Here is a 22,927-nt window from a genome sequence, read left to right on the forward strand (position 1 = left end):
TCCCCCTAGTCTGAGAAAAGACGTGGGGCCTCGGCCCTGTCACTTCTCTCTAGAAAGGTGCGGACCCGGCGTGGCCGACCGTCTCATCGTCCGTGGAGCGCGCGAGCACAACCTGAAGAATGTCTCGCTCGACCTTCCGCGCGACTCGCTCATCGTCTTCACGGGCCTGTCGGGGTCGGGCAAGTCCTCGCTGGCCTTCGACACGATCTTCGCCGAGGGACAGCGGCGCTACGTGGAGTCCCTGTCCTCGTACGCCCGGCAGTTCCTCGGTCAGATGGACAAGCCGGACGTGGACTTCATCGAGGGTCTCTCCCCGGCCGTCTCCATCGACCAGAAGTCGACCTCGCGCAATCCGCGCTCGACGGTCGGCACCATCACCGAGGTCTACGACTACCTGCGTCTGCTCTTCGCGCGCATCGGCAAGCCGCACTGTCCCGAGTGCGGCCGTCCCATCTCGCGCCAGTCGCCGCAGGCCATCGTCGACAAGGTCCTGGAGCTTCCGCAGGGCAGCCGTTTCCAGGTGCTCTCGCCGCTGGTGCGCGAGCGCAAGGGTGAGTTCGTCGACCTCTTCGCCGACCTCCAGACCAAGGGATACAGCAGGGCCCGGGTCGACGGCGAGACGATCCAGCTCACCGAGCCGCCCACGCTGAAGAAGCAGGAGAAGCACACCATCGAGGTGGTCGTCGACCGCCTCACCGTCAAGGAGGGCGCCAAGCGCCGCCTGACCGACTCCGTGGAGACCGCGCTCGGCCTCTCCGGCGGCATGGTCGTGCTCGACTTCGTCGACCTCCCGGCCGACGACCCCGAGCGCGAGCGCATGTACTCGGAGCACCTGTACTGCGCGTACGACGACCTGTCCTTCGAGGAGATGGAGCCCCGCTCCTTCTCCTTCAACTCGCCCTTCGGCGCCTGCCCGGAGTGCTCGGGCATCGGCACGCGCATGGAGGTCGACGCCGAGCTGATCGTCCCGGACGAGGACAAGTCGCTCGACGAAGGCGCCATCCACCCCTGGTCGCACGGACACACCAAGGACTACTTCGCCCGCCTGATCGGAGCCCTCGCGGACGCGCTGGGATTCCGGACCGACATCCCCTTCGCCGGTCTCCCGCAGCGCGCCAAGAAGGCCCTCCTGTACGGGCACAAGACGCAGATCGAAGTCCGCTACCGCAACCGGTACGGCAGGGAGCGCGTGTACACCACGCCCTTCGAAGGTGCCGTCCCCTTCGTGAAGCGCCGGCACAGCGAGGCCGAGAGCGACACGAGCCGCGAGCGCTTCGAGGGCTACATGCGCGAGGTGCCCTGTCCCACCTGTGAGGGCACGCGCCTCAAGCCGGTCGTCCTCGCGGTCACGGTCATGGAGAAGTCCATCGCCGAGGTCTCCGCCATGTCCATCAGCGACTGCGCGGACTTCCTGGGCAAGCTGAGGCTCGACGCACGCGACAAGAAGATCGCCGAGCGCGTGCTGAAGGAGGTCAACGAACGGCTGCGGTTCCTGGTCGACGTCGGCCTCGACTACCTGTCGCTGAACCGCGCCGCGGGCACCCTCTCGGGCGGTGAGGCCCAGCGCATCCGGCTGGCCACCCAGATCGGCTCCGGCCTCGTGGGCGTCCTGTACGTCCTCGACGAGCCCTCCATCGGACTGCACCAGCGGGACAACCACCGCCTCATCGAGACGCTGGTCCGGCTGCGCGACATGGGCAACACCCTCATCGTCGTCGAGCACGACGAGGACACCATCAAGGTCGCCGACTGGATCGTCGACATCGGCCCCGGCGCGGGCGAGCACGGCGGCCACGTCGTGCACAGCGGTTCCCTGAAGGAACTCCTCGCCAACGAGGAGTCCCAGACCGGTCAGTACCTGTCCGGCAAGAAGGCCATCCCGCTGCCCGACGTCCGGCGCCCGCGCGACCCCTCCCGGCAGCTCACGGTGCACGGAGCCCGCGAGAACAACCTCCGGGACATCGACGTGTCGTTCCCGCTGGGCATCCTCACGGCCGTCACCGGTGTCTCCGGCTCCGGCAAGTCGACGCTGGTCAACGACATCCTGTACACGCACCTGGCCCGCGAGCTGAACGGCGCGAGGAGCGTTCCCGGCCGCCACACGCGCGTGGAGGGCGACGACCTCGTCGACAAGGTCGTGCACGTCGACCAGTCGCCCATCGGCCGTACCCCCCGGTCGAACCCGGCGACGTACACCGGTGTCTTCGACCACGTCCGCAAGCTGTTCGCCGAGACCACCGAGGCGAAGGTCCGCGGTTATCTGCCCGGCCGCTTCTCCTTCAACGTCAAGGGCGGCCGCTGCGAGAACTGCTCGGGCGACGGCACGATCAAGATCGAGATGAACTTCCTGCCGGACGTGTACGTCCCGTGCGAGGTCTGCCACGGTGCGCGCTACAACCGGGAGACCCTGGACGTCCACTACAAGGGCAAGTCCATCGCCGACGTCCTGAACATGCCGATCGAGGAAGCCATGAACTTCTTCGAGGCGGTGCCGGGGATCTCCCGCCACCTCAGGACGCTCAACGACGTCGGCCTCGGCTATGTCCGGCTCGGCCAGTCCGCGACGACCCTGTCCGGCGGCGAGGCGCAGCGCGTGAAGCTCGCCAGTGAACTCCAGAAGAGGTCCACCGGGCGCACGGTGTACGTCCTCGACGAGCCGACCACCGGTCTGCACTTCGAGGACATCAGCAAGCTGCTCGTCGTGCTGTCCGGCCTGGTCGAGAAGGGCAACACGGTCATCGTCATCGAGCACAACCTCGATGTGATCAAGACCGCCGACTGGGTCGTCGACATGGGTCCCGAGGGTGGTGCGGGCGGCGGCATCGTCGTCGCCGAGGGCACGCCCGAGGAGGTGGCCGGGGTGTCGACCAGCCACACGGGCAAGTTCCTGCAGGAGGTCCTGGGCGCCGAGCGGGTCAGCGAGGCCTCGCAGGCGAAGCCCGTGCGCAAGGCGACCGCCAAGAAGGCCGTGGCGGCCACGGCGACGACCCGGAAGACGGCGACGGCCAAGACCACGACGACGAAGGCCGCGACGGCCAAGACCACCGTGGCCAAGGGGGCCAACGGGACGGCCGCCAAGAAGACGGCTGCCGTCAAGAAGGCGACCCCGGCGAAGAAGACGGTCCGGGCCCGCAAGGCCTGAACCGGGTAGCCGGTCCGGCTTCAGGGCCGTGTGGTCCTGTACGTCGTCAGCGTCAGCTGCGGTGTCACCGCAACGCGCCGCGCCCCACGGGAAAGTCCGTGAGGCGCGGCGCGTTGCGGAACCGTGGCGGGTGTTCGGCCTCAGGGCTCAGGCCTCAGAGCCAAGGGGGTGCCGGGTCAGGCCGTCTTGTACCCGCGGGCACGTCGTGGCTGATCGCGCAGTTCCCCGCGCCCCTTCCGGGGCGCTCGCGCCGTTCCTCAGCCCCTCGGGACGCCACTCGACGTCGCTCAGAAAGTGTCCAGCTCATGGGCGTACGGCGGTTCCGCGCCTGCTCGGGAGCAGGTGATCGCCGCGGCCTTGGCGGCGAAACGCAGCAGCTCGCCCCAGCCGTCGGCCCCCAGGCCCGCCAGTCCCGCGTCGGACAGCGCGTCGCGGGCGGCGAGGCCGTGCAGCAGCGCCGCGTTCACCGTGTCGCCCGCGCCGATCGTGTCCACCACGTCGACCGGTTCGCCCGGCACGGAGTACTCGCCGCCGTCGCGGGTGAAGGCGGTCAGCCCGTCGCCGCCCCGGGTGATCACGACGGCCGAGGGGCCGGAGGCCAGCCACTCGCGCGGGGTGCCGCCCAGCCAGCGGGCGTCCTCCTCGGACAGCTTGAGCAGCGACACCGAGGGCAGCCAGCTCTTGAACCGGGCCCGATAGGCGTCCGGGTCCGGGATGAGTCCCGCGCGGATGTTCGGATCCAGCGTGGTGAACACCCCTTGGGCGGACGCGCTCCGCATCAGCTCCTCGTACGCGCTCGCACCCGGCTCCAGGACGAGCGAGCAGGTACCGAAGGACACCGCTCGCGTTCCGTCGGGGAGTCGGTCGGGCGCCGAGAACAACCGGTCCGCGGTGCCCTCGACATAGAAGGAGTACGCGGCCGAGCCGTCCGCGGCGATGGACGCGACGGCCAGGGTCGTGGGTTCGGCGCCCCGCTGCACGGACGACACGTCGACGCCCGCCTCACGCAGCCCCCCGACCAGGGCCTCACCGAAGGCGTCGGTCGAGATCCGGGAGCAGAAGGCGGTGCCGGAGCCGAGCCGGCCCAGCGCGACCGCGGTGTTGTACGGGCCGCCGCCGCGGCGCGGGGCGAGTGCGGCGAGCGCGCCCGACTCACTGGGCACCAGGTCGATCAGGGCCTCACCGGCGACGACGATCACGAGTCGGTTCCTTTCTCGGGGCAGCTCTCGGGGCACCCGCACGAGGTGCGGTGGATGAAGGCGGAGGGCAGCCGGACCGTACGGGCGGGCCGGCCGGGGGAGTCCAGCCGTTCCAGCAGCAGCCGTACGGCCTGGACGCCGATCTCCTTGCTGGGCTGGGAGATCGCGGTGAGCCGGGGCGAGAAGAGGTCCGCCCAGGAGAAGTCGTCGAAGCAGCACAGGGCCAGATCGCCGGGCACGGACACACCCCGCGCGCGGACGGCCCGCAGCGCGCCGATGGTCATCGCGTTGTTGGCGGTGATCAGCGCCGTCGGCGGTGCCGGGAGGGACAGCAGGGCCTCGGTCGCGTGCTCGGCGCCCGCCGCCTCCGAGTTGCCGGGGATGACGAGCCGTTCCTCGTAGGGGAGGCCCGCGCCGGCCAGGCCGAGCCGGTAGCCGGTGATGCGCTCGTTCGTCGTGCTGAGGCCCGCGAGGCCTGCGACCAGGCCGATCCTCCGGTGACCCAGTTCGGCGAGGTGGGTGACCAGGTGGGTGACGGGCTCGGTGTTCTCCGCGGACACCTGGTCGAACGTGAAGCCGGGCGCCGGGACGTCGTCGACCAGCCGGTCCAGGAACACCGTCGGTACGCCGTGCCGTCCGAGGTAGCCGATCAGGTCCTGAGGCTCCGCGGAGGGCGCGACGATCATGCCGTCCACGCGCCGCTCGTGCAGCAGCTGGACCACCTTGCGTTCGTGGACCGGGTCGTCGTGCGGATCCGCGATCAACAGGCTGTAGCCGTGCTCCAGAGCGCTCGCCTCCACACCCTGGAGGATCTCCGTGAAGTAGGGGTTGCTGATCGCCGACACCGCGAGCCCGATGGACCGGGTGCGTGCGGTGACCAGGGATCTGGCCAGGCCGTTCGGGGTGTAGCCGAGTGTCTCGATGGCGTCGAGGACGGCTTGGCGCGTGTGCGGGAGCACGGGCCGCGTGTCGTTGAGCACGTGCGAGACCGTCGCGACGGACACGCCCGCGTGCCGGGCCACGTCGGCCATCGTCGCCATGCCGTCTCCTCAGTACCTTCTCCGGAGGCCCCGGAACCGGCGGCCCGCCCGCGAAAGTACCCCATTCGACAGGTCGCGTAAACGCTTACGCAAGCGTTTACGCGTCGAAGGGGGAGGGGGCGCTCACTCCCAGTCCCACCCGATCCCCACGATCCCCGACCGCACCCGCTGCTCGACCATGTGGACCGAGCGGTGGTGACCGCTCAGGGGCAGTTCCCGGCAGCCGCTGCGGGGTGCCGCCGCCGAGTGCTGGGCGAAGCGGTGGCAGCGCACGGGCAGTGTCCCCTCGGAGAACCGCACCTCAAGGGCGTACTGCCCGCCGGAGAAGCCGAACCCGCGGACGTACTCGCCGGACGCGCCCGCCGTGCCGTCCTCGACGCCGTAGCGGAACAGGAAGGTGTCGCCCGCCCGCAACAGCGTGTCGAAGAGGAGCTCGGCCACGAGCAGGCCGGTCTCGTGGTGCCAGAGCACGCGTCCCGTGCGGCAGTTCTCCAGGGCGTGCACGGTCATGCGGTCCGGGACGCAGCCGGGGTCGCCGTGGTGGACGGCCACATAGCGGTCGACGCCGTCCTTGTGGGCGCGCACGATGTGCTGGGAGTCGCGCCCCACCAGCTCGCGGCGGGCGCCGATCCGTACCCGTTCGTGCTGGCCGATGGCGAGCAGCCCGCCGTCGAGCGGTGAGTCGAGTTCGGCCAGCAGCTTCTCCAGGGCTCCGGAGGCCTCGACCAGCGAGCGGTACGAGCGGGCCGAGGGGCGTTCCGCGGAGGCGTGCTCGTCGGCCGCCGTGAGCAGGCGGATCAGCGACTCGTCCGGCAGCTGGAGTATCTCCTCCAGAGCGCGTACCGCCCGCAGGGACTCGGCCCGCTGGGGACGCCGGGCGCCCTGCTGCCAGTAGCTCAGGCTCGTCACGCCGACCTTGACCCCGTACCGCGTCAGATGGTGCTGTACGCGCTGCAGCGGCAGTCCGCGAGCGGTGATCGCGGCGCGCAGCGCGATATGGAAGGGGCCGGTCCGCAGCGCCGTGTCCAGTTCCGCCGAGACGACGTCCACGTCCGCGTCCTGTGTGCCGTGCCGCATGCAGGGGCCCTTCTTTTTGTAGCTCACAACGGCTGGTCGGGCCGTTCGCACTGCTGGAGGGGCCGCCCCGGTCGGCGTACGGGGGATGGGCACATGCGTACGCCGTGGCTCCCGGCCCAAGTAATCCCGCATTGAAGCCTGTTGACCAGGCCCGGACAACACCTGATGCGCAACTTCGCCGTCACCGGCGCTTTCGGGCGCGTACGTGCGGAGGCCGGGCGGGCGCCGGGCCGAGCGGTGGCTCACGGCCGGCGGGGATCACGGGCGGCCACGGCGAGGCGCCCTCAGGAGGCGGGCCGCGAGTCCTTGCCCGGACATGCGGCGGCCCGGAGCGCGGGCGGTGGGGGTCCGACGCGAGTGCGTCCTGGACCCGGTGGCACGCGTGCGCTCCGGGCTGCCTTCGTGCTTCGGGACGGCGGGGTGGCCGTCCGGCTCAGGGGCGGGCGTCCCCGGCGGGCTGCGTCGACCGCAGGCGCTTGGCGCGCACGATGTCGGGGTCGCGGGGGTCGAGGCCGGACAGCAGGCTGTCGCCGAACTGCTCCTCGTCCTGGTACGGGCGGACCCGGACCGACCGCCGTGTCTTCTCGATCCGTGTCTGTCGCATCTTCCGCAGCCCTTCGGTCATCGACCCGACGCCCTTGTCCGGGGCGGTGGATCCACCTGCATCTGCATTGCTAAGAGCATTGCCCCGAATTGTCTTCGTGTCGTCACGGCCAGCCCCCGAAACAGGTTCCGGTCCACCTCAATTGCCCACCTCCAGCCAGCCGTAACCGTCCACGTCCGAAGGGGTGTTGGGCGAGGGCCGCGACGGTGTGCCCCCGGGCGGGTGCGGCATCGGCCGGTCGAGGGGGCGGGAAGGGCGCCGGCGGGCCGGCCGTGACGCGCTGATCGGTGCGTGCCGGGCGGCCTCCGGCGGCGGACCTGGGCCGGACCGGAGCCCGGGGGCGGTCCGGATCGGGCCCGGCCGGGGGACGGCGGGCCGTCGCGCTGTCACACCCCGCCAGTAGGGTGTGAGACATGGCCGACCCCTCCAGCTACCGCCCCAAGCCGGGACAGATCCCCGACTCGCCAGGGGTCTACAGATTCCGCGACGAGCACCGCCGGGTGATCTACGTCGGGAAGGCGAAGAGCCTGCGCCAGCGCCTGGCCAGCTACTTCCAGGACCTCTCCAACCTCCACCCGCGTACGCGCACGATGGTCACCACGGCCGCGTCGGTGGAGTGGACCGTGGTGTCCACGGAGGTCGAGGCGCTCCAGCTGGAGTACTCCTGGATCAAGGAGTACGACCCCCGGTTCAATGTGAAGTACCGCGACGACAAGAGTTACCCCTACCTCGCGGTCACCATGAACGAGCGTTTTCCGCGCGTGCAGGTGATGCGCGGCCAGAAGAAGAAGGGCGTGCGCTACTTCGGTCCCTACGGGCACGCGTGGGCGATCCGCGACACCGTGGACCTGCTGCTGCGCGTCTTCCCCGTCCGGACGTGCTCCGCGGGCGTGTTCAAGAACGCCGAGCGGACGGGCCGCCCCTGTCTGCTGGGCTACATCGGAAAGTGCTCCGCCCCCTGCGTCGGACGGGTCTCGCCCGAGGAGCACCGTGAACTCGCCGAGGAGTTCAGCGACTTCATGACCGGCCGCACGGGCACGTACATCCGCCGTCTGGAGCGGCAGATGACGGACGCCGCCGAGGACATGGAGTACGAGCGGGCCGGCCGGCTGCGCGACGACATCGGGGCCCTGAAGAAGGCCATGGAGAAGAGCGCCGTCGTGCTCGCCGACGCGACGGACGCCGACCTGATCGCACTGGCCGAGGACGAGCTGGAAGCCGCCGTGCAGATCTTCCACGTACGCGGCGGGCGGGTGCGCGGCCAGCGCGGCTGGGTCACCGACAAGGTCGAGGCGGTCACCACGGGCGACCTGGTCGAGCACGCGCTCCAGCAGCTGTACGGGGAGGAGACCGGCGACTCCGTACCGAAGGAGGTACTCGTCCCGGCGCTGCCCGACCCCGTGGAGCCCGTCCAGGAGTGGCTCACCGAGCGGCGCGGGTCGAACGTGTCGCTGCGGATCCCGCAGCGCGGCGACAAGAAGGCCCTCATGGAGACGGTCGAGCGCAACGCCCTGCATTCGCTCGCCCTCCACAAGACCAAGCGCGCCTCCGACCTGACGACCCGCTCCCGCGCGCTGGAGGAGATCGCCGAGGCCCTCGGCCTGGACAGCGCCCCCCTGCGGGTCGAGTGCTACGACATCTCGCATCTCCAGGGCGACGACGTCGTGGCGTCGATGGTCGTCTTCGAGGACGGGCTGAGCCGCAAGAGCGAGTACCGCCGCTTCCAGATCAAGAGCTTCGAGGGCCAGGACGACGTCCGCTCCATGCACGAGGTGATCACCCGCCGCTTCAGGCGGTACCTCGGCGAGAAGGAGAAGACCGGCGAGTGGGCCGACGAGGAGGCGACGAGTCTCACCGAGGAGGACGGGCGGCCCAAGCGTTTCGCGTACCCGCCGCAGCTGGTCGTCGTCGACGGCGGCAAGCCGCAGGTCGCGGCGGCCCAGCGGGCCCTGGACGAGCTGGGCATCGACGACATCGCCGTCTGCGGCCTCGCCAAGCGCCTCGAAGAGGTCTGGCTGCCCGGCGACGACGACCCGGTGGTACTGCCACGTACCAGTGAAGGGCTCTATCTTCTTCAGCGTGTGCGCGACGAGGCGCACCGCTTCGCGATCACCTACCAGCGCACCAAGCGGGCCCGGCGCTTCAGGGCGAGCCCGCTCGACGACGTGGCGGGGCTCGGTGAGACGCGCAAGCAGGCATTGATCAAGCATTTCGGTTCGGTGAAAAAGCTGCGATCCGCGACAATCGACCAGATCTGCGAGGTTCCCGGCATAGGCCGTAAGACGGCCGAGTCGATCGCCGTGGCCTTCGCTCAGGCGGCCCCGGTGGCTCCCGCCGTGAACACCGCGACTGGAGAGATCATGGAAGACGAGGATCACGTGGAGGACGCGGCACCCGAAACGACGGCGGGTGTCGCAGAGGAGCCCGTGTCCGCGGGCGCCTCGGACGAGCGACGGGGGCAGGAAAGATGACCGAGAACGAGCAGGAAGAACCGCGGCGCACGGCGGCACCCGACATGGTCGGCGGAGCCGACGCGCCGGAACGGACGGACGCGGCGGAACACGAAGACGGAGCGGAAGTGAACACGGGCACGACCATCGACAAGGCAGGCGTCGCCGAGGCGGCCATCCCGGAGCTGGTGATCATCTCCGGGATGTCGGGCGCGGGCCGGTCCACCGCCGCCAAGTGTCTGGAGGACCTCGGCTGGTTCGTCGTCGACAACCTGCCGCCCGCACTGATCCCCACCATGGTGGAGCTCGGCGCGCGCTCGCAGGGGAACGTGGCACGCATCGCGGTCGTCGTCGACGTCCGAGGCCGCCGCTTCTTCGACAACCTGCGCGAATCCCTCGCCGACCTGGAGACCAAGCACGTCACCCGGCGGATCGTCTTCCTGGAGTCCTCGGACGACGCCCTGGTGCGCCGCTTCGAGGGAGTGCGCCGGCCGCACCCGCTCCAGGGCGACGGCCGCATCGTCGACGGCATCGCCGCCGAACGCGAACTGCTGCGCGAGCTGCGCGGCGACGCCGACCTGGTGATCGACACCTCCAGCCTGAACGTGCACGAGCTGCGCGCCAAGATGGACGCCCAGTTCGCCGGGGAGGAGGAGCCCGAGCTGCGGGCCACTGTCATGTCCTTCGGCTTCAAGTACGGCCTGCCGGTCGACGCCGACCTGGTCGTGGACATGCGGTTCCTGCCCAACCCGCACTGGGTCCCGGAGCTGCGCCAGTACACCGGCCTCAACGAGGAGGTGGCCGGGTACGTCTTCAACCAGCCCGGCGCCAAGGAGTTCCTGGACCGGTACGCCGAGCTGCTGCAGCTCATCCGGACGGGCTACCGCCGCGAGGGCAAGCGCTACGTGACCATCGCGGTCGGCTGCACCGGCGGCAAGCACCGCTCCGTCGCCATGTCGGAGAAGCTCGCGGCCCGCCTGGTGTCCGAGGGAGTGGAGACGGTCGTCGTCCACCGGGACATGGGCCGCGAATGACACGACGTTCTCTGCGGCTGGACCGGCTGCGGCGAGGTGGTATCGACGGGCGCGGTATCGACGGGCCCGGCGGCAGGCCCGTCGACGCCCGCGGTGCCAAGCCCGCCAAACCCGCCGAGGCCCGCGGCGCGAAGCCGCGGCGCCGCGGCGCCCAGCCCAAGGTCGTCGCGCTGGGCGGGGGCATGGGCCTGTCCGCCTCGCTCGCCGCCCTGCGCCGCATCACCGGAGACCTCACCGCCGTCGTCACGGTCGCGGACGACGGCGGCTCCAGTGGCCGTTTGCGCGACGAGCTGGGCGTGCTGCCACCCGGTGACCTGCGCAAGGCGCTGGCCGCGCTGTGCGGCGACGACGAATGGGGCCAGACCTGGGCCCGGGTCATCCAGCACCGCTTCCAGTCCCAGGGCGAACTGCACGAGCACGCGGTCGGCAATCTGCTGATCGTCGCCCTGTGGGAACAGCTTGGCGACCACGTCCAGGCGCTCGACCTGGTCGGCAGGCTGCTCGGCGCGCACGGGCGGGTCCTGCCCATGTCCGCCGTACCCCTGGAGCTCCAGGCGCTCGTCAAGGGCCACGACCCGGACCGGCCCGAGGACGTCGACACCGTACGGGGCCAGGCGACCGTGGCGCTCACCCCCGGCGAGGTGCAGTCCGTGCACCTCGTGCCGCACGACCCGCCGGCGGTCCCCGAGGCCGTCGCCGCGGTCCTCGACGCCGACTGGGTGGTCCTCGGTCCCGGCTCCTGGTTCTCCTCCGTGATCCCCCATCTGCTCGTGCCCGAACTGCTCGACGCCCTCACCGAGACGAAGGCGCGCCGGGTCCTCCCGCTGAACCTCGCTCCGCAGCCCGGAGAAACAGAAGGCTTCTCCCCGCAGCGTCATTTGGAGGTTTTGGGACGACACGCCCCTAAACTCGCCCTGGACGTGGTGTTGGCCGACGAGGCCGCCGTGCCCGACCGCGAGATACTCGCCGATGCCGCCAAGCGGTTCGGCGCGGCGGTCGAGCTGGCGCCGGTGGCCAGGACCGACGGGACTCCGAGGCACGATCCGGAGCTGTTGGCCGCCGCGTACGACCGTATTTTTCGGATGCATGGAAGGATCGGCCCATGGCGATGACGGCAGCGGTGAAGGATGAGATCTCCCGGCTTCCCGTCACCCGGACCTGCTGCAGAAAGGCGGAGGTCTCCGCCATCCTGCGGTTCGCGGGCGGCCTTCACCTGGTGAGCGGCCGGATCGTGATCGAGGCGGAGCTGGACACCGCGATGGCGGCGCGCCGGTTGAAGCGGGACATTCTTGAGATTTTCGGCCACAGTTCCGAGCTGATCGTGATGGCGCCGGGCGGGTTGCGCCGCGGTTCGCGTTACGTCGTCCGGGTGGTCGCGGGCGGTGACCAGCTGGCCCGCCAGACCGGGCTCGTGGACGGCCGTGGGCGCCCGATCCGGGGCCTGCCGCCACAGGTGGTCTCGGGGGCCACCTGTGACGCCGAGGCGGCCTGGCGCGGGGCCTTCCTGGCACACGGCTCGCTCACCGAGCCCGGGCGTTCGTCCTCGCTGGAGGTGACCTGCCCGGGGCCGGAGGCGGCGCTCGCGCTGGTCGGGGCGGCCCGGCGGCTGTCGATCGCGGCGAAGGCGCGTGAGGTGCGCGGTGTGGACCGGGTCGTCGTACGGGACGGGGACGCCATCGGGGCGCTGCTGACGCGGCTCGGGGCGCACGAGTCTGTGCTGGCGTGGGAGGAGCGGCGGATGCGGCGTGAGGTTCGCGCCACGGCGAATCGTCTCGCCAACTTCGACGACGCGAATCTTCGGCGGTCGGCTCGGGCGGCGGTGGCCGCGGGGGCGCGGGTGCAGCGGGCTCTGGAGATCCTCGCGGACGAGGTTCCCGAGCATCTCGCTGCCGCTGGGCGGTTGCGGATGGAGCACAAGCAGGCGTCGCTTGAGGAGCTGGGGGCTCTCGCCGAGCCGCCGCTTACCAAGGACGCTGTGGCGGGGCGTATTCGGCGACTGCTCGCCATGGCCGACAAGAGGGCGCAGGATCTTGGGATTCCTGGGACGGAGTCCACGCTGAGTGAAGAGATGGCCGACAACTTGGTGGGTTGACCTCTGAGGGCTGTCGGCTGTCGGGCTGGTGGTTGCTGGTTGCGCCGTTCCCCGCGCCCCTGGGGGTGGGGGTTGGAGTGTGTGGTCGGCTTTCGGCTGTACTGGGCTGAGCGCGCCGTTCCCCGCGCCCCTGAGGTGAGCGGGGGTTCGGGTTTTCGGTCGGCCGTCGGTCGATGTGGGTTGCTCGCGCAGTTCCTCGCGCCCCTGGGGTGGGTGGGGGTGCGTGTGGGTCGTCGGGCTTCGGCCGTTCCGGGCTGAGCGCGCAGTTCCCCGCGCCCCTGGGTGGGCCGGGGCCGGCCCCGATCACGATGGCTCGCCCCCGCCGGGACCAACGACCCCAACCCGGCCATTCACCTCACCCGATCCCCGCCCCACCCAGGGACGCAGGCACACGCGAGCCCCCGCCCACCCAAGGGGCGCGAGGAACGGCGCGAGCAACTCCCTGTGGCCCGCACATGCCCCTCCACCCGTGGGTGCCCCGACTCCGCCCGCGCTCGGCAGCGCACCTGAGCCCCGCCCACCTAAGGGGCGCGAGGAACGGCGCGGGCAACCGAGTGCGACCCGCACATGGCCCTCCACCCCAACCCCCAGCCACCCCAGGGGCGCGGGGAACGGCGCGGGCAACCCCGTACCACCCGCCCCCGACAACCCACCCCCACCCCCACCCCCCCCTCACCCCCAACTACCCCCCACCCACCCCCATTTGGGGCAACCGCGTCACCCCGCGTGGAGCGTGTCGCGCTATTGACTTGACCATGAACTGTCATAAGCCTGGCATCTGTTCGCCGCAGTGGCGGACTACCGCAAGGGGGGGCTCATGAGACGAAGAGCGAGATCGATCCTCGCTGCCGGCGCACTCCTGCTCGGCGGAGTGGTCGCCGCACCCATGGCGCAGGCGGAACCCGGCGCCGCGGCCGGCCCGGGCGCGGACGAGGTCAAGGTGTTCCGCGCCGACGTCACGAAGGAGCAGGTACCCCTGCTCCTCGCGGCCGGCCAGGACGGCCACGAGCTGAGCGAACGCGTACCGCAGAAGGGCACGGCCAGTGTCGAGGTCTACCTGACCGACAAGCAGGCCGACGAGTTGGAGGACAAGGGCGTCGACCTCGCCGAGCACAAGCTCTCGGTCAAGGCACGCGCCCGCGTGGCCGCCGCGGGGGACGGCGTCTTCCGGCCGTACAGCGGCGCCGGGAACCTCAAGGAGGAGATCGTCAGGACGGGACAGCAGAACCCGAACCTGACGAAGGTCGTCTCCATCGGCAAGACCCTCCAGGGGCAGGACATCCTGGCCCTGAAGCTCTCCAAGGGCGCCAAGAAGACCAAGGACGGCGCCAAGCCCTCCGTGCTGTACATGTCCAACCAGCACGCCCGTGAGTGGATCACGCCCGAGATGACCCGGCGCCTGCTCCACCACTACCTGGACAACTACGGCAAGGACCAGCGCATCACCAAGCTCGTGGACTCCACCGAGCTGTGGTTCGTGCTGTCCGCCAACCCGGACGGCTACGACTGGACGTTCAAGCCGGAGGGTGACCGGCAGTGGCGCAAGAACCTGCGTGACGTCAACGGCGACGGTGCACTGACCGTCGGCGACGGCGTCGACCTCAACCGCAACTTCGCCTACAAGTGGGGTTACGACGACGAGGGGTCCTCGCCGTATCCGACCAGCCAGACCTACCGCGGCGCGAGCGCCGGGTCCGAGCCCGAGACCAAGGCGATCGACGCCTTCGAGAAGCGCATCGGCTTCGACTACGGCATCAACTACCACTCCGCCGCCGAACTGCTCCTCTACGGAGTCGGCTGGCAGGTGGCGACCCCGAGCCCCGACGACGTGCTCTACAAGTCCCTCGCCGGCACCCCGGAGAACTCGGCGATCCCCGGCTACCGCCCGCAGGTGTCCTCCGAGCTCTACACGACCAACGGCGAAGCCGACGGACACGCGTCCAACGTCAACGGCACGGCGATGTTCACCCCTGAGATGTCGACCTGCCAGACCGTGTCGAACCTCTACCCGGACGACGCCTGGAACGCCGCGGACTGCGCGTCGGTCTTCACCTTCCCGGACGACGAGAAGCTGATCCAGGAAGAGTTCGTCAAGAACATCCCGTTCGCGCTCTCCGTCGCCGAGTCGGCGGCCAAGCCCGACCAGCCGAAGTCCTCCGTCGGCATCGACGCCCCCGACTTCACCCCGGCCCCCTTCGCCACGTCGTACTCCCGCGGCGCCGACCAGGAAGTCTCCGTGGTCGCCCGCAGGTCCGTACGCGACAAGGAACTGAAGTACCGCGTCAACAACGGGCGTACGAAGGCCCAGTCGCTCAAGGCCTGGAAGGGCGGCGAGACCTACGGCGGCGACGACAACCTGTACTTCGACGAGTACCGCGCGAAGGTCCGCGACGGGGCACCGGGCGACAAGGTCGAGGTCTGGTTCAGCGGCGAGACCCGCGCCGGAAAGCCCACCTCCAGCACGCACTTCACGTACACCGTCGCCGAACGGCCGCGCGCCGGCACGCTGGTGATCGCCGAGGAGGGCGTCGCCGCGACGAAGGCGCAGACCTACGTCGACGCGCTGCAGGCCAACGGCCGCACGTCCGTCGTCTGGGACGTCACCACCCAGGGCGCGCCCGACGCGCTCGGGATTCTGAGCCACTTCAGGAGCGTCGTCCACTACACCGGCGCCGACCGGCCCGGTTACACCACCCAGTTGCAGCTGCGCGCCTACCTCAACGAGGGCGGCAAGCTCATCGAGGCGGGCGAGCAGGCGGGCGGCCAGGTCGCGCTGCCGGGCGCCCTGACGAACGACTTCAGCCAGTACTACCTGGGCGCCTACTCCCGTACGACGACTCCGGGCGCCACCGCCTTCACCGGCGCGGGGAAGCTCGCGGGCACCGGGGGACCGCTCGGCGACACGCCCGGCAATCCGCTGAACGCGGCGGGCGCCTACAGCGTCACCTCGGACACCCTGCCGGTCGACCGGTTCCCGCAGTTCGCCAGCGAGGGCGGCGGCGGATACCCGGGCACCGTCAACCCGTACGGGCCCTACGAAGGCGCGTCCATGGCGGCCGTCACGCACACCGACTACGCCTGGAACCGGCTCACCCGCACCATCGACCTCACCGGGGTGAGCGCGGCCCAGACGCCCGCGCTGCGCACCCAGCTCCTGTGGGACACCGAGGAGGGCTACGACCACGCGGTGCTCGAAGCGCACACGGCCGGGGCAGACGACTGGACCACGCTCCCCGACAAGGGCGGCGCCACCAGTACGGCCGTTCCCGCCGAGTGCGAGGCCGGGTTCTTCATCCAGGGACACCCCGCCCTCACGCGCTACCTGACCCGGGGCGCGACCGCGTGCACCCCGACCGGCACCAGCGGCTCCTGGAACAGCTTCACCGGGGCCTCCGCGGGCTGGCAGCAGGTCGAGTTCGACCTGTCCGCGTACGCCGGGAAGACGGTCGAGGTGTCGATCAGCTACATCACCGACCCGGGCTCCGGCGGACACGGGGTCCTCGCCGACAACGCCTCCGTCGTGATCGGCGGCACGGCGACCGAGACCGAGGGCTTCGAGACCTCCCTCGGCGCCTGGAAGGTCCCCGGACCGCCCGCGGGCAGCCCCGCGGTCGTCCAGGACTGGGGCCTGTCCGGCGAGCTGTTCAAGACGTACGGCGCGGTCACGACCGGTGACACCGTGCTGTTCGGATTCGGCCTGGAGCACGTCACCGCGGCGGCCGACCGCACGGCCCTCCTGGGCAAGGCACTGGCCGCGATCGGCGGCTGACACGGCCCCGCGGGGCCTTGACCCCGAGGGCGGTCCGTACCCCTACTGGCGGGTACGGACCGCCCTGCCGTGTATGGGGCATCTCGATGTCACCCCGGGAGCCTCAGGGAGGTAGGGTCGTAGGCGGTCGGGGACATCCCATACAACTCGCCGGCGTCTAAGCCGGCGTACCTAACGAGGAGATCGGTTCGTGACGATCCGCGTAGGCATCAACGGCTTTGGCCGCATCGGTCGTAACTACTTCCGCGCGCTGCTGGAGCAGGGTGCAGACATCGAGATCGTGGCTGTCAACGACCTGGGTGACACCGCGACCACCGCTCATCTGCTCAAGTACGACACCATTCTGGGCCGCCTCAAGGCCGAGGTGTCGCACACCGCCGACACGATCACCGTCGACGGCCGCACCATCAAGGTGCTGTCGGAGCGCAACCCCGCCGACATCCCGTGGGGCGACCTCGGCGTCGACATCGTCATCGAGTCGACCGGCATCTTCACCAAGAAGGCCGACGCCGAGAAGCACATCGCGGGCGGCGCCAAGAAGGTCCTCATCTCGGCTCCGGCCAAGGACGAGGACATCACGATCGTGATGGGCGTCAACCAGGACAAGTACGACGCGGCCAACCACCACGTCATCTCGAACGCCTCCTGCACCACCAACTGTGTGGCGCCGATGGCCAAGGTCCTCGACGAGAACTTCGGCATCGTCAAGGGTCTGATGACGACGGTCCACGCGTACACGAACGACCAGCGGATCCTGGACTTCCCGCACTCGGACCTGCGCCGCGCCCGCGCCGCCGCCGAGAACATCATCCCGACCACCACGGGTGCCGCCAAGGCCACCGCGCTGGTCCTCCCGCAGCTCAAGGGAAAGCTCGACGGCATCGCGATGCGCGTCCCGGTCCCGACCGGCTCCGCGACCGACCTGGTCGTCACCCTGCAGCGCGAGGTCACCAAGGACGAGGTCAACGCCGCGTTCAAGAAGGCCTCCGACGACGGCGACCTCAAGGGCTTCCTGACGTACACCGAGGACCCGATCGTCTCCTCCGACATCGTCGGCGACCCGGCCTCCTGCACCTTCGACTCCTCCCTGACCATGGTCCAGGAGGGCAACACGGTGAAGATCCTCGGCTGGTACGACAACGAGTGGGGCTACTCCAACCGCCTCGTCGACCTCACGGTCTTCGTCGGCGAACAGCTCTAGGTCCAAGAAGCAAGGCACCTCGTGTGAGCACAGGGCCCGGGCAGCGCACCGCCGCGCACCCCGGGCCCTGTGGCACGTGCTGAGCGATCAGCCCTCTCTCGGACACAAGAGCTTCCCTAGGAGTCCACTCATGAAGACGATCGACGAACTTCTCTCCGAAGGGGTCGACGGCAAGCGGGTCTTCGTGCGCGCCGACCTGAACGTGCCGCTGGCCGACGGTCTCATCACCGACGACGGCCGCATCCGCGCCGTCCTGCCGACCGTCAAGGCGCTCGCCGAGGCCGGCGCCAAGGTCGTCGTCGCCTCGCACCTGGGCCGCCCCAAGGGCACCCCGGACCCCGCCTTCTCGCTGCTGCCCGCCGCCGAGCGGCTCGGCGAGCTCCTCGGCGCGCCCGTCGCGTTCGCCCAGGACACCGTCGGACCGGCCGCCCACGACGCCGTGAACGGGCTGCAGCCCGGCCAGGTGGCGGTCGTCGAGAACCTGCGCTTCAACGCCGGCGAGACGTCCAAGGACGACACCGAGCGCGGCGAGTTCGCGGACCAGCTGGCGGCCCTGGCCGATGTCTACGTAGGCGACGGTTTCGGTGCGGTGCACCGCAAGCACGCCTCGGTCTTCGACCTCCCGGCACGGCTGCCGCACTACGCCGGCCACCTCATCGCCACCGAGGTCGGCGTCCTCAAGAAGCTCACCGAGGACGTCGAGCGCCCCTACGTGGTCGCCCTCGGCGGCTCCAAGGTCTCCGACAAGCTCGCCGTCATCGACGAACTGCTCGGCAAGGCCGACCGGCTCCTCATCGGCGGCGGCATGGCCTTCACCTTCCTCAAGGCCAAGGGGTACGAGATCGGTGCCTCTCTGGTCCAGGACGACCAGCTGCCCACCGTCAAGGAGTACGTCGAGCGCGCCGAGAAGAACGGCGTCGAGCTGGTCGTCCCCGTCGACGTCGTGGTCGCGGCCGGCTTCCCCGACCTGAAGACGAAGGCGCCGTCCGACCCCACCACCGTCGCCGCGGACGCCATCCCGGCCGATCAGATGGGTCTGGACATCGGTCCCGAGACCGGCGCCCTGTACGCCTCGAAGCTCGCCGACGCGGCCACCGTGTTCTGGAACGGTCCGATGGGCGTCTTCGAGCACCCCGACTACGCCGAGGGCACCAAGGCGGTCGCCCAGGCCCTGCTCGACTCCCAGGCCTTCACGGTCGTCGGCGGTGGCGACTCCGCCGCGGCCGTCCGCATCCTGGGCTTCGACGAGAACGCATTCGGCCACATCTCCACCGGTGGCGGCGCCTCCCTCGAATACCTTGAGGGCAAGACGCTCCCCGGTCTCGCCGCACTGGAGGACTGACCCCGTATGACCACTCGCACGCCGCTGATGGCGGGCAACTGGAAGATGAACCTCAACCACCTCGAGGCCATCGCCCATGTCCAGAAGCTCGCCTTCGCCCTGGCCGACAAGGACTACGACGCCTGTGAGGTCGCGGTCCTGCCGCCCTTCACGGACCTGCGTTCGGTACAGACCCTGGTCGACGGCGACAAGCTCAAGATCAAGTACGGCGCCCAGGACATCTCGGCGCACGACTCCGGCGCCTACACCGGCGAGATCTCCGGCGCGATGCTGGCCAAGCTCAAGTGCACGTACGTGGCGATCGGCCACTCCGAGCGCCGCCAGTACCACGCCGAGACCGACGAGATCGTCAACGCCAAGGTGAAGGCCGCGTACAAGCACGGCCTCACCCCGATCCTGTGCGTCGGCGAGGAACTGGACGTCCGCGAGGCGGGCAACCACGTCACGCACACGCTCAGCCAGGTCGAGGGCGGTCTCAAGGACCTCCCCGCCGAGCAGGCCGAGTCGATCGTCATCGCGTACGAGCCCGTCTGGGCCATCGGCACCGGCAAGGTCTGCGGCGCCGACGACGCCCAGGAGGTCTGCGCGGCGATCCGCGGCAAGCTCGCCGAGCTGTACTCGCAGGAAGTCGCCGACGCCGTCCGGATCCAGTACGGCGGCTCGGTGAAGTCCGGCAACGTCGCCGAGATCATGGCGAAGCCCGACATCGACGGCGCGCTGGTCGGTGGCGCGGCGCTGGACGCCGACGACTTCGTCAAGATCGTCCGGTTCCGCGACCAGTAGACCGCGCTCCGGATGTGAAGCGCCGAGCTGCGAGTATGCGGTAGCGGTGTTACGTCGTACCCTTGCGGGGGCCGGGCGGCTTCGTACCCGAAGCTCCGGCCCCCGTCGTCCGTCCAAGAGTCGTCCGTCCAAGTCCGAGGAAGTTGGTCCAGCCGTGGTTATGGGGTTCTCGATCGCCCTGATCGTCTTCAGCCTGTTGCTGATGCTGCTGGTGCTGATGCACAAGGGGAAGGGCGGCGGTCTGTCCGACATGTTCGGCGGCGGCATGCAGTCGTCCGTCGGCGGTTCCTCCGTCGCCGAGCGCAACCTCGACCGCATCACCCTCGTGGTCGGCCTGCTGTGGTTCGCCTCCATCGTGGTGCTGGGCATCCTGATGAAGGTCAACAACTGACCACCGGCCCACATCGGCACGGCAGCACGAACGCACATTACGCAAGCACATTCCGCACGTAAGGCCCCATGTCCGGTACGCGCCCGCAGGCGCGGCCTATCATGGGGCTTGCGTCTGTGCGCGGGGGTGTAACTCCTATCACTGGACGCGCGTTGGGCCTTACGTAGACTGAGGCGCCCGCAGCGAAGCGTCACGCCGACTCGCTTCGCGGCACCATCACGCAGGGAGTTACGACCGTGGCAAGTGGCAACGCGATCCGAGGAAGCCGGGTCGGGGCGGGGCCGATGGGCGAGGCCGAGCGTGGCGAGTCCGCGCCCCGGCTGCGCATCTCCTTCTGGTGCTCCAACGGGCACGAGACGCAGCCCAGCTTCGCCAGCGACGCGCAGGTCCCCGACACCTGGGACTGCCCCCGCTGCGGCTTTCCCGCCGGACAGGACCGGGACAACCCGCCGGACCCGCCGCGCACCGAGCCGTACAAGACGCACCTCGCGTACGTACGGGAGCGGCGCAGCGACGCGGACGGCGAGGCGATCCTCGCCGAGGCGCTCGCCAAACTGCGGGGCGAGATCTAGGAGCGACGCGCGGCATCCCATGAGCGGCGCGACATTCAGGAGTTGCGAGCCGGCCGGACACCGAAAGGTGTCCGGCCGCTCGTGTCTCGGGCCGGACGCTCTTTTTCCACGGCGTATTTTTCGTACGCCCTGGGACGTGCGGGTTCTCCGTCGCCATGCTGACACCTGCGGGTGAACCGCACGTATCTGTTGTTGAGCCGGACGACGGCGGGACGACAACCCACGTCACCCTGATCAATTAGGTTGGGACCGGTAGCGGGGCAAGGTACGCAGCACTGGCAGGAAAGAGGCGGAAGTCCGAGATGAACGCAGAAAGCCGTACCAGGCTCAACCAGACGCCCGAGTGGACCGCACTGGCGGAGCACCGGGACGAACTCGCCGGGGCGCACCTGCGCGAGCTGTTCGAGCGGAACCCGGGACGCGGCGCCGCATACACGCTCCAGGTGGGCGACCTGCACGTCGACTACTCCAAGCACCTGGTCACCGACGAGACGCTGCGGCTGCTGCGTGAACTGGCCGCGGCGACGGACGTCTTCGGCCTGCGGGACGCGATGTTCGGCGGCGAGAAGATCAACGTCACCGAGGACCGGGCGGTCCTGCACACCGCGCTGCGCGCCCCGCGCGACGCGGTCGTGGAGGTCGACGGCGAGAACGTCGTACCGGCCGTGCACTCGGTCCTCGACAAGATGTCCGGCTTCGCCGAGCGCATCCGCTCGGGCGAGTGGACCGGACACACCGGCAGGCGCATCAAGAACGTGGTCAACATCGGCATCGGCGGCTCCGACCTGGGCCCGGCGATGGCGTACGAGGTGCTGCGGTCCTTCACCGACCGGGATCTGACGGTCCGGTTCGTGTCGAACGTCGACGGGGCCGACCTGCACGAGGCCGTGCGGGACCTCGACCCGGCCGAGACGCTGTTCGTCATCGCCTCGAAGACCTTCACCACGATCGAGACGATCACCAACGCGACCTCGGCGCGCGACTGGCTGCTGACCGAGCTGAAAGCCGGTCAGGAAGCCGTCGCCAAGCACTTCGTGGCGCTGTCGACGAACGCGGAGAAGGTCGCGGACTTCGGGATCGACACGGCCAACATGTTCGAGTTCTGGGACTGGGTCGGCGGGCGGTACTCGTTCGACTCCGCGATCGGCCTTTCGCTGATGATCGCGATCGGTCCGGACCGGTTCCGGGAGCTGCTCGACGGGTTCCACCTCGTCGACGAGCACTTCCGCACCGCGCCCGCCGAGTCCAACGTGCCGCTGTTGCTCGGCCTGTTGGGCGTCTGGTACGGCAACTTCTTCGACGCGCAGTCGCATGCGGTGCTGCCGTACTCGCACTACCTGTCCAAGTTCACGGCGTACCTGCAGCAGCTGGACATGGAGTCCAACGGCAAGTCCGTCGACCGTGACGGGAATCCGGTCGAGTGGCAGACGGGGCCGGTGGTGTGGGGCACGCCGGGGACGAACGGCCAGCACGCCTACTACCAGCTCATCCACCAGGGTACGAAGGTCATCCCGGCCGACTTCATCGGCTTCGCCGAGCCGGTCGCCGAGCTGAGCGACGGGCTCAAGGCGCAGCACGATCTGCTGATGGCCAACTTCTTCGCGCAGACGCAGGCGTTGGCCTTCGGCAAGACGCCCGAGGAGGTGCGGGCGGAGGGAGTGGCCGAGGAGTTGGTGGCGCACAAGTCGTTCGCGGGGAATCATCCGACGACGACGATCCTCGCGCGTTCCTTGACGCCGTCGGTTCTTGGTCAGCTGATCGCGCTGTACGAGCACAAGGTGTTCGTACAGGGGGCTGTGTGGAACATCGACTCCTTCGACCAGTGGGGGGTCGAGCTGGGCAAGGTGCTCGCGAAGCGGGTTGAGCCGGCGCTCACGGAGGGGGCTGAGGTGCCTGGTCTGGACGGGTCCACGACGGCGCTGGTGAGCCTGTACCGGTCGCTGCGCGGGCGTTAACGGGTCGGTGCCTCACCTGCGGGCCGGTGGGGGCCGTTCGCGCAGTTCCCCGCGCCCCTTGAAGGCGGGGCTGCGCCCCGGCCTGCTCTTTCGGCTGCGGGTCCGGTGGGGGCCGTTCGCGCAGTTCCCCGCGCCCCTTGAAGGCGGGGCTGCGCCCCGGCCTGCTCTTTCGGCTGCGGGTCCGGTGGGGGCCGTTCGCGCAGTTCCCCGCGCCCCTTGAAGGCGGGGCTGCGCCCCGGCCTGCTCTTTCGGCTGCGGGTCCGGTGGGGGCCGTTC

General features: G+C 69.9%; 16 protein-coding genes. 12 read left to right on the forward strand and 4 right to left on the reverse strand.

Annotated elements, in window-relative coordinates; translation table 11 throughout:
• The first annotated feature begins 70 nt into the window (after positions 1 to 70).
• On the forward strand, positions 71 to 3,142 hold the full coding sequence (gene uvrA / locus ACFVH5_RS04495) for an excinuclease ABC subunit UvrA (RefSeq protein WP_385831981.1): 3,072 nt from the start codon (positions 71 to 73) through the stop codon (positions 3,140 to 3,142).
• A gap of 287 nt (positions 3,143 to 3,429) precedes the next feature.
• On the opposite strand, the gene ACFVH5_RS04500 is transcribed toward uvrA, so the two are convergent.
• From ACFVH5_RS04500 to ACFVH5_RS04515, 4 genes are all read right to left on the reverse strand, one after another.
• Positions 3,430 to 4,341 (reverse strand): carbohydrate kinase, encoded by a 912-nt coding sequence (locus tag ACFVH5_RS04500; RefSeq protein ID WP_385831982.1) that lies wholly within the window; start codon positions 4,339 to 4,341, stop codon positions 3,430 to 3,432.
• Positions 4,338 to 5,381: a LacI family DNA-binding transcriptional regulator gene (locus ACFVH5_RS04505; RefSeq protein ID WP_385831984.1), complete on the reverse strand. Its 1,044-nt coding sequence runs from the start codon at positions 5,379 to 5,381 to the stop codon at positions 4,338 to 4,340. The genes ACFVH5_RS04500 and ACFVH5_RS04505 overlap by 4 nt, the downstream gene beginning before the upstream one ends.
• A gap of 123 nt (positions 5,382 to 5,504) precedes the next feature.
• Positions 5,505 to 6,458 (reverse strand): hypothetical protein, encoded by a 954-nt coding sequence (locus tag ACFVH5_RS04510; protein WP_385831985.1) that lies wholly within the window; start codon positions 6,456 to 6,458, stop codon positions 5,505 to 5,507.
• A 433-nt stretch (positions 6,459 to 6,891) separates the two neighbouring features.
• Positions 6,892 to 7,062 (reverse strand): hypothetical protein, encoded by a 171-nt coding sequence (locus ACFVH5_RS04515; RefSeq protein ID WP_384809585.1) that lies wholly within the window; start codon positions 7,060 to 7,062, stop codon positions 6,892 to 6,894.
• A 413-nt stretch (positions 7,063 to 7,475) separates the two neighbouring features.
• Between ACFVH5_RS04515 and uvrC the strand changes: the two genes are divergently transcribed.
• From uvrC to pgi, 11 genes are all read left to right on the forward strand, one after another.
• A complete protein-coding gene (uvrC, locus tag ACFVH5_RS04520) occupies positions 7,476 to 9,533 on the forward strand; it encodes an excinuclease ABC subunit UvrC (protein WP_385831987.1) in 2,058 nt (685 codons plus the stop codon).
• A complete protein-coding gene (gene rapZ / locus ACFVH5_RS04525) occupies positions 9,530 to 10,546 on the forward strand; it encodes an RNase adapter RapZ (protein ID WP_107017632.1) in 1,017 nt (338 codons plus the stop codon). The genes uvrC and rapZ overlap by 4 nt, the downstream gene beginning before the upstream one ends.
• Complete coding sequence (gene yvcK / locus ACFVH5_RS04530; protein ID WP_384809581.1) at positions 10,543 to 11,658, forward strand: uridine diphosphate-N-acetylglucosamine-binding protein YvcK; 1,116 nt, start codon at positions 10,543 to 10,545, stop codon at positions 11,656 to 11,658. The genes rapZ and yvcK overlap by 4 nt, the downstream gene beginning before the upstream one ends.
• Positions 11,649 to 12,638 (forward strand): DNA-binding protein WhiA, encoded by a 990-nt coding sequence (gene whiA / locus ACFVH5_RS04535; RefSeq protein ID WP_107017634.1) that lies wholly within the window; start codon positions 11,649 to 11,651, stop codon positions 12,636 to 12,638. Before yvcK ends, whiA begins: the two co-directional genes overlap by 10 nt.
• A gap of 817 nt (positions 12,639 to 13,455) precedes the next feature.
• Positions 13,456 to 16,407: a M14 family zinc carboxypeptidase gene (locus tag ACFVH5_RS04540; RefSeq protein WP_385831990.1), complete on the forward strand. Its 2,952-nt coding sequence runs from the start codon at positions 13,456 to 13,458 to the stop codon at positions 16,405 to 16,407.
• 190 nt (positions 16,408 to 16,597) lie between these two features.
• Positions 16,598 to 17,608, forward strand: a complete 1,011-nt coding sequence (gene gap / locus ACFVH5_RS04545; RefSeq protein ID WP_328497057.1) for a type I glyceraldehyde-3-phosphate dehydrogenase — start codon at positions 16,598 to 16,600, stop codon at positions 17,606 to 17,608.
• Between the two features lie 130 nt (positions 17,609 to 17,738).
• Complete coding sequence (locus ACFVH5_RS04550; RefSeq protein WP_385831992.1) at positions 17,739 to 18,950, forward strand: phosphoglycerate kinase; 1,212 nt, start codon at positions 17,739 to 17,741, stop codon at positions 18,948 to 18,950.
• A gap of 6 nt (positions 18,951 to 18,956) precedes the next feature.
• The gene (tpiA, locus tag ACFVH5_RS04555) at positions 18,957 to 19,733 is read left to right on the forward strand and encodes a triose-phosphate isomerase (RefSeq protein WP_267025780.1); all 777 of its coding nucleotides are present in this window, start codon (positions 18,957 to 18,959) and stop codon (positions 19,731 to 19,733) included.
• A 160-nt stretch (positions 19,734 to 19,893) separates the two neighbouring features.
• On the forward strand, positions 19,894 to 20,124 hold the full coding sequence (gene secG / locus ACFVH5_RS04560; protein WP_384809574.1) for a preprotein translocase subunit SecG: 231 nt from the start codon (positions 19,894 to 19,896) through the stop codon (positions 20,122 to 20,124).
• Between the two features lie 236 nt (positions 20,125 to 20,360).
• Positions 20,361 to 20,696: an RNA polymerase-binding protein RbpA gene (locus ACFVH5_RS04565; protein ID WP_003957010.1), complete on the forward strand. Its 336-nt coding sequence runs from the start codon at positions 20,361 to 20,363 to the stop codon at positions 20,694 to 20,696.
• A 302-nt stretch (positions 20,697 to 20,998) separates the two neighbouring features.
• Positions 20,999 to 22,651, forward strand: coding sequence for a glucose-6-phosphate isomerase (gene pgi, locus ACFVH5_RS04570; RefSeq protein ID WP_385831994.1), 1,653 nt, complete (start codon positions 20,999 to 21,001; stop codon positions 22,649 to 22,651).
• The last annotated feature ends 276 nt before the right edge of the window (positions 22,652 to 22,927 follow it).

It is taken from the genome of Streptomyces sp. NPDC127119 (assembly GCF_042677425.1).
Taxonomy (GTDB): domain Bacteria; phylum Actinomycetota; class Actinomycetes; order Streptomycetales; family Streptomycetaceae; genus Streptomyces.

Coding starts and splice junctions, on each gene's coding strand:
- ACFVH5_RS04510 (WP_385831985.1), bottom strand. CDS start 6,458: ATGCGGCACGGCACACAGGACGCGGACGTGGACGTCGTCTCGGCGGAA.
- rapZ (WP_107017632.1), top strand. CDS start 9,530: ATGACCGAGAACGAGCAGGAAGAACCGCGGCGCACGGCGGCACCCGAC.
- uvrC (WP_385831987.1), top strand. CDS start 7,476: ATGGCCGACCCCTCCAGCTACCGCCCCAAGCCGGGACAGATCCCCGAC.
- secG (WP_384809574.1), top strand. CDS start 19,894: ATGGGGTTCTCGATCGCCCTGATCGTCTTCAGCCTGTTGCTGATGCTG.
- tpiA (WP_267025780.1), top strand. CDS start 18,957: ATGACCACTCGCACGCCGCTGATGGCGGGCAACTGGAAGATGAACCTC.
- ACFVH5_RS04505 (WP_385831984.1), bottom strand. CDS start 5,381: ATGGCGACGATGGCCGACGTGGCCCGGCACGCGGGCGTGTCCGTCGCG.
- whiA (WP_107017634.1), top strand. CDS start 11,649: ATGGCGATGACGGCAGCGGTGAAGGATGAGATCTCCCGGCTTCCCGTC.
- ACFVH5_RS04515 (WP_384809585.1), bottom strand. CDS start 7,062: ATGCGACAGACACGGATCGAGAAGACACGGCGGTCGGTCCGGGTCCGC.
- ACFVH5_RS04550 (WP_385831992.1), top strand. CDS start 17,739: ATGAAGACGATCGACGAACTTCTCTCCGAAGGGGTCGACGGCAAGCGG.
- yvcK (WP_384809581.1), top strand. CDS start 10,543: ATGACACGACGTTCTCTGCGGCTGGACCGGCTGCGGCGAGGTGGTATC.
- pgi (WP_385831994.1), top strand. CDS start 20,999: ATGAACGCAGAAAGCCGTACCAGGCTCAACCAGACGCCCGAGTGGACC.
- ACFVH5_RS04540 (WP_385831990.1), top strand. CDS start 13,456: ATGAGACGAAGAGCGAGATCGATCCTCGCTGCCGGCGCACTCCTGCTC.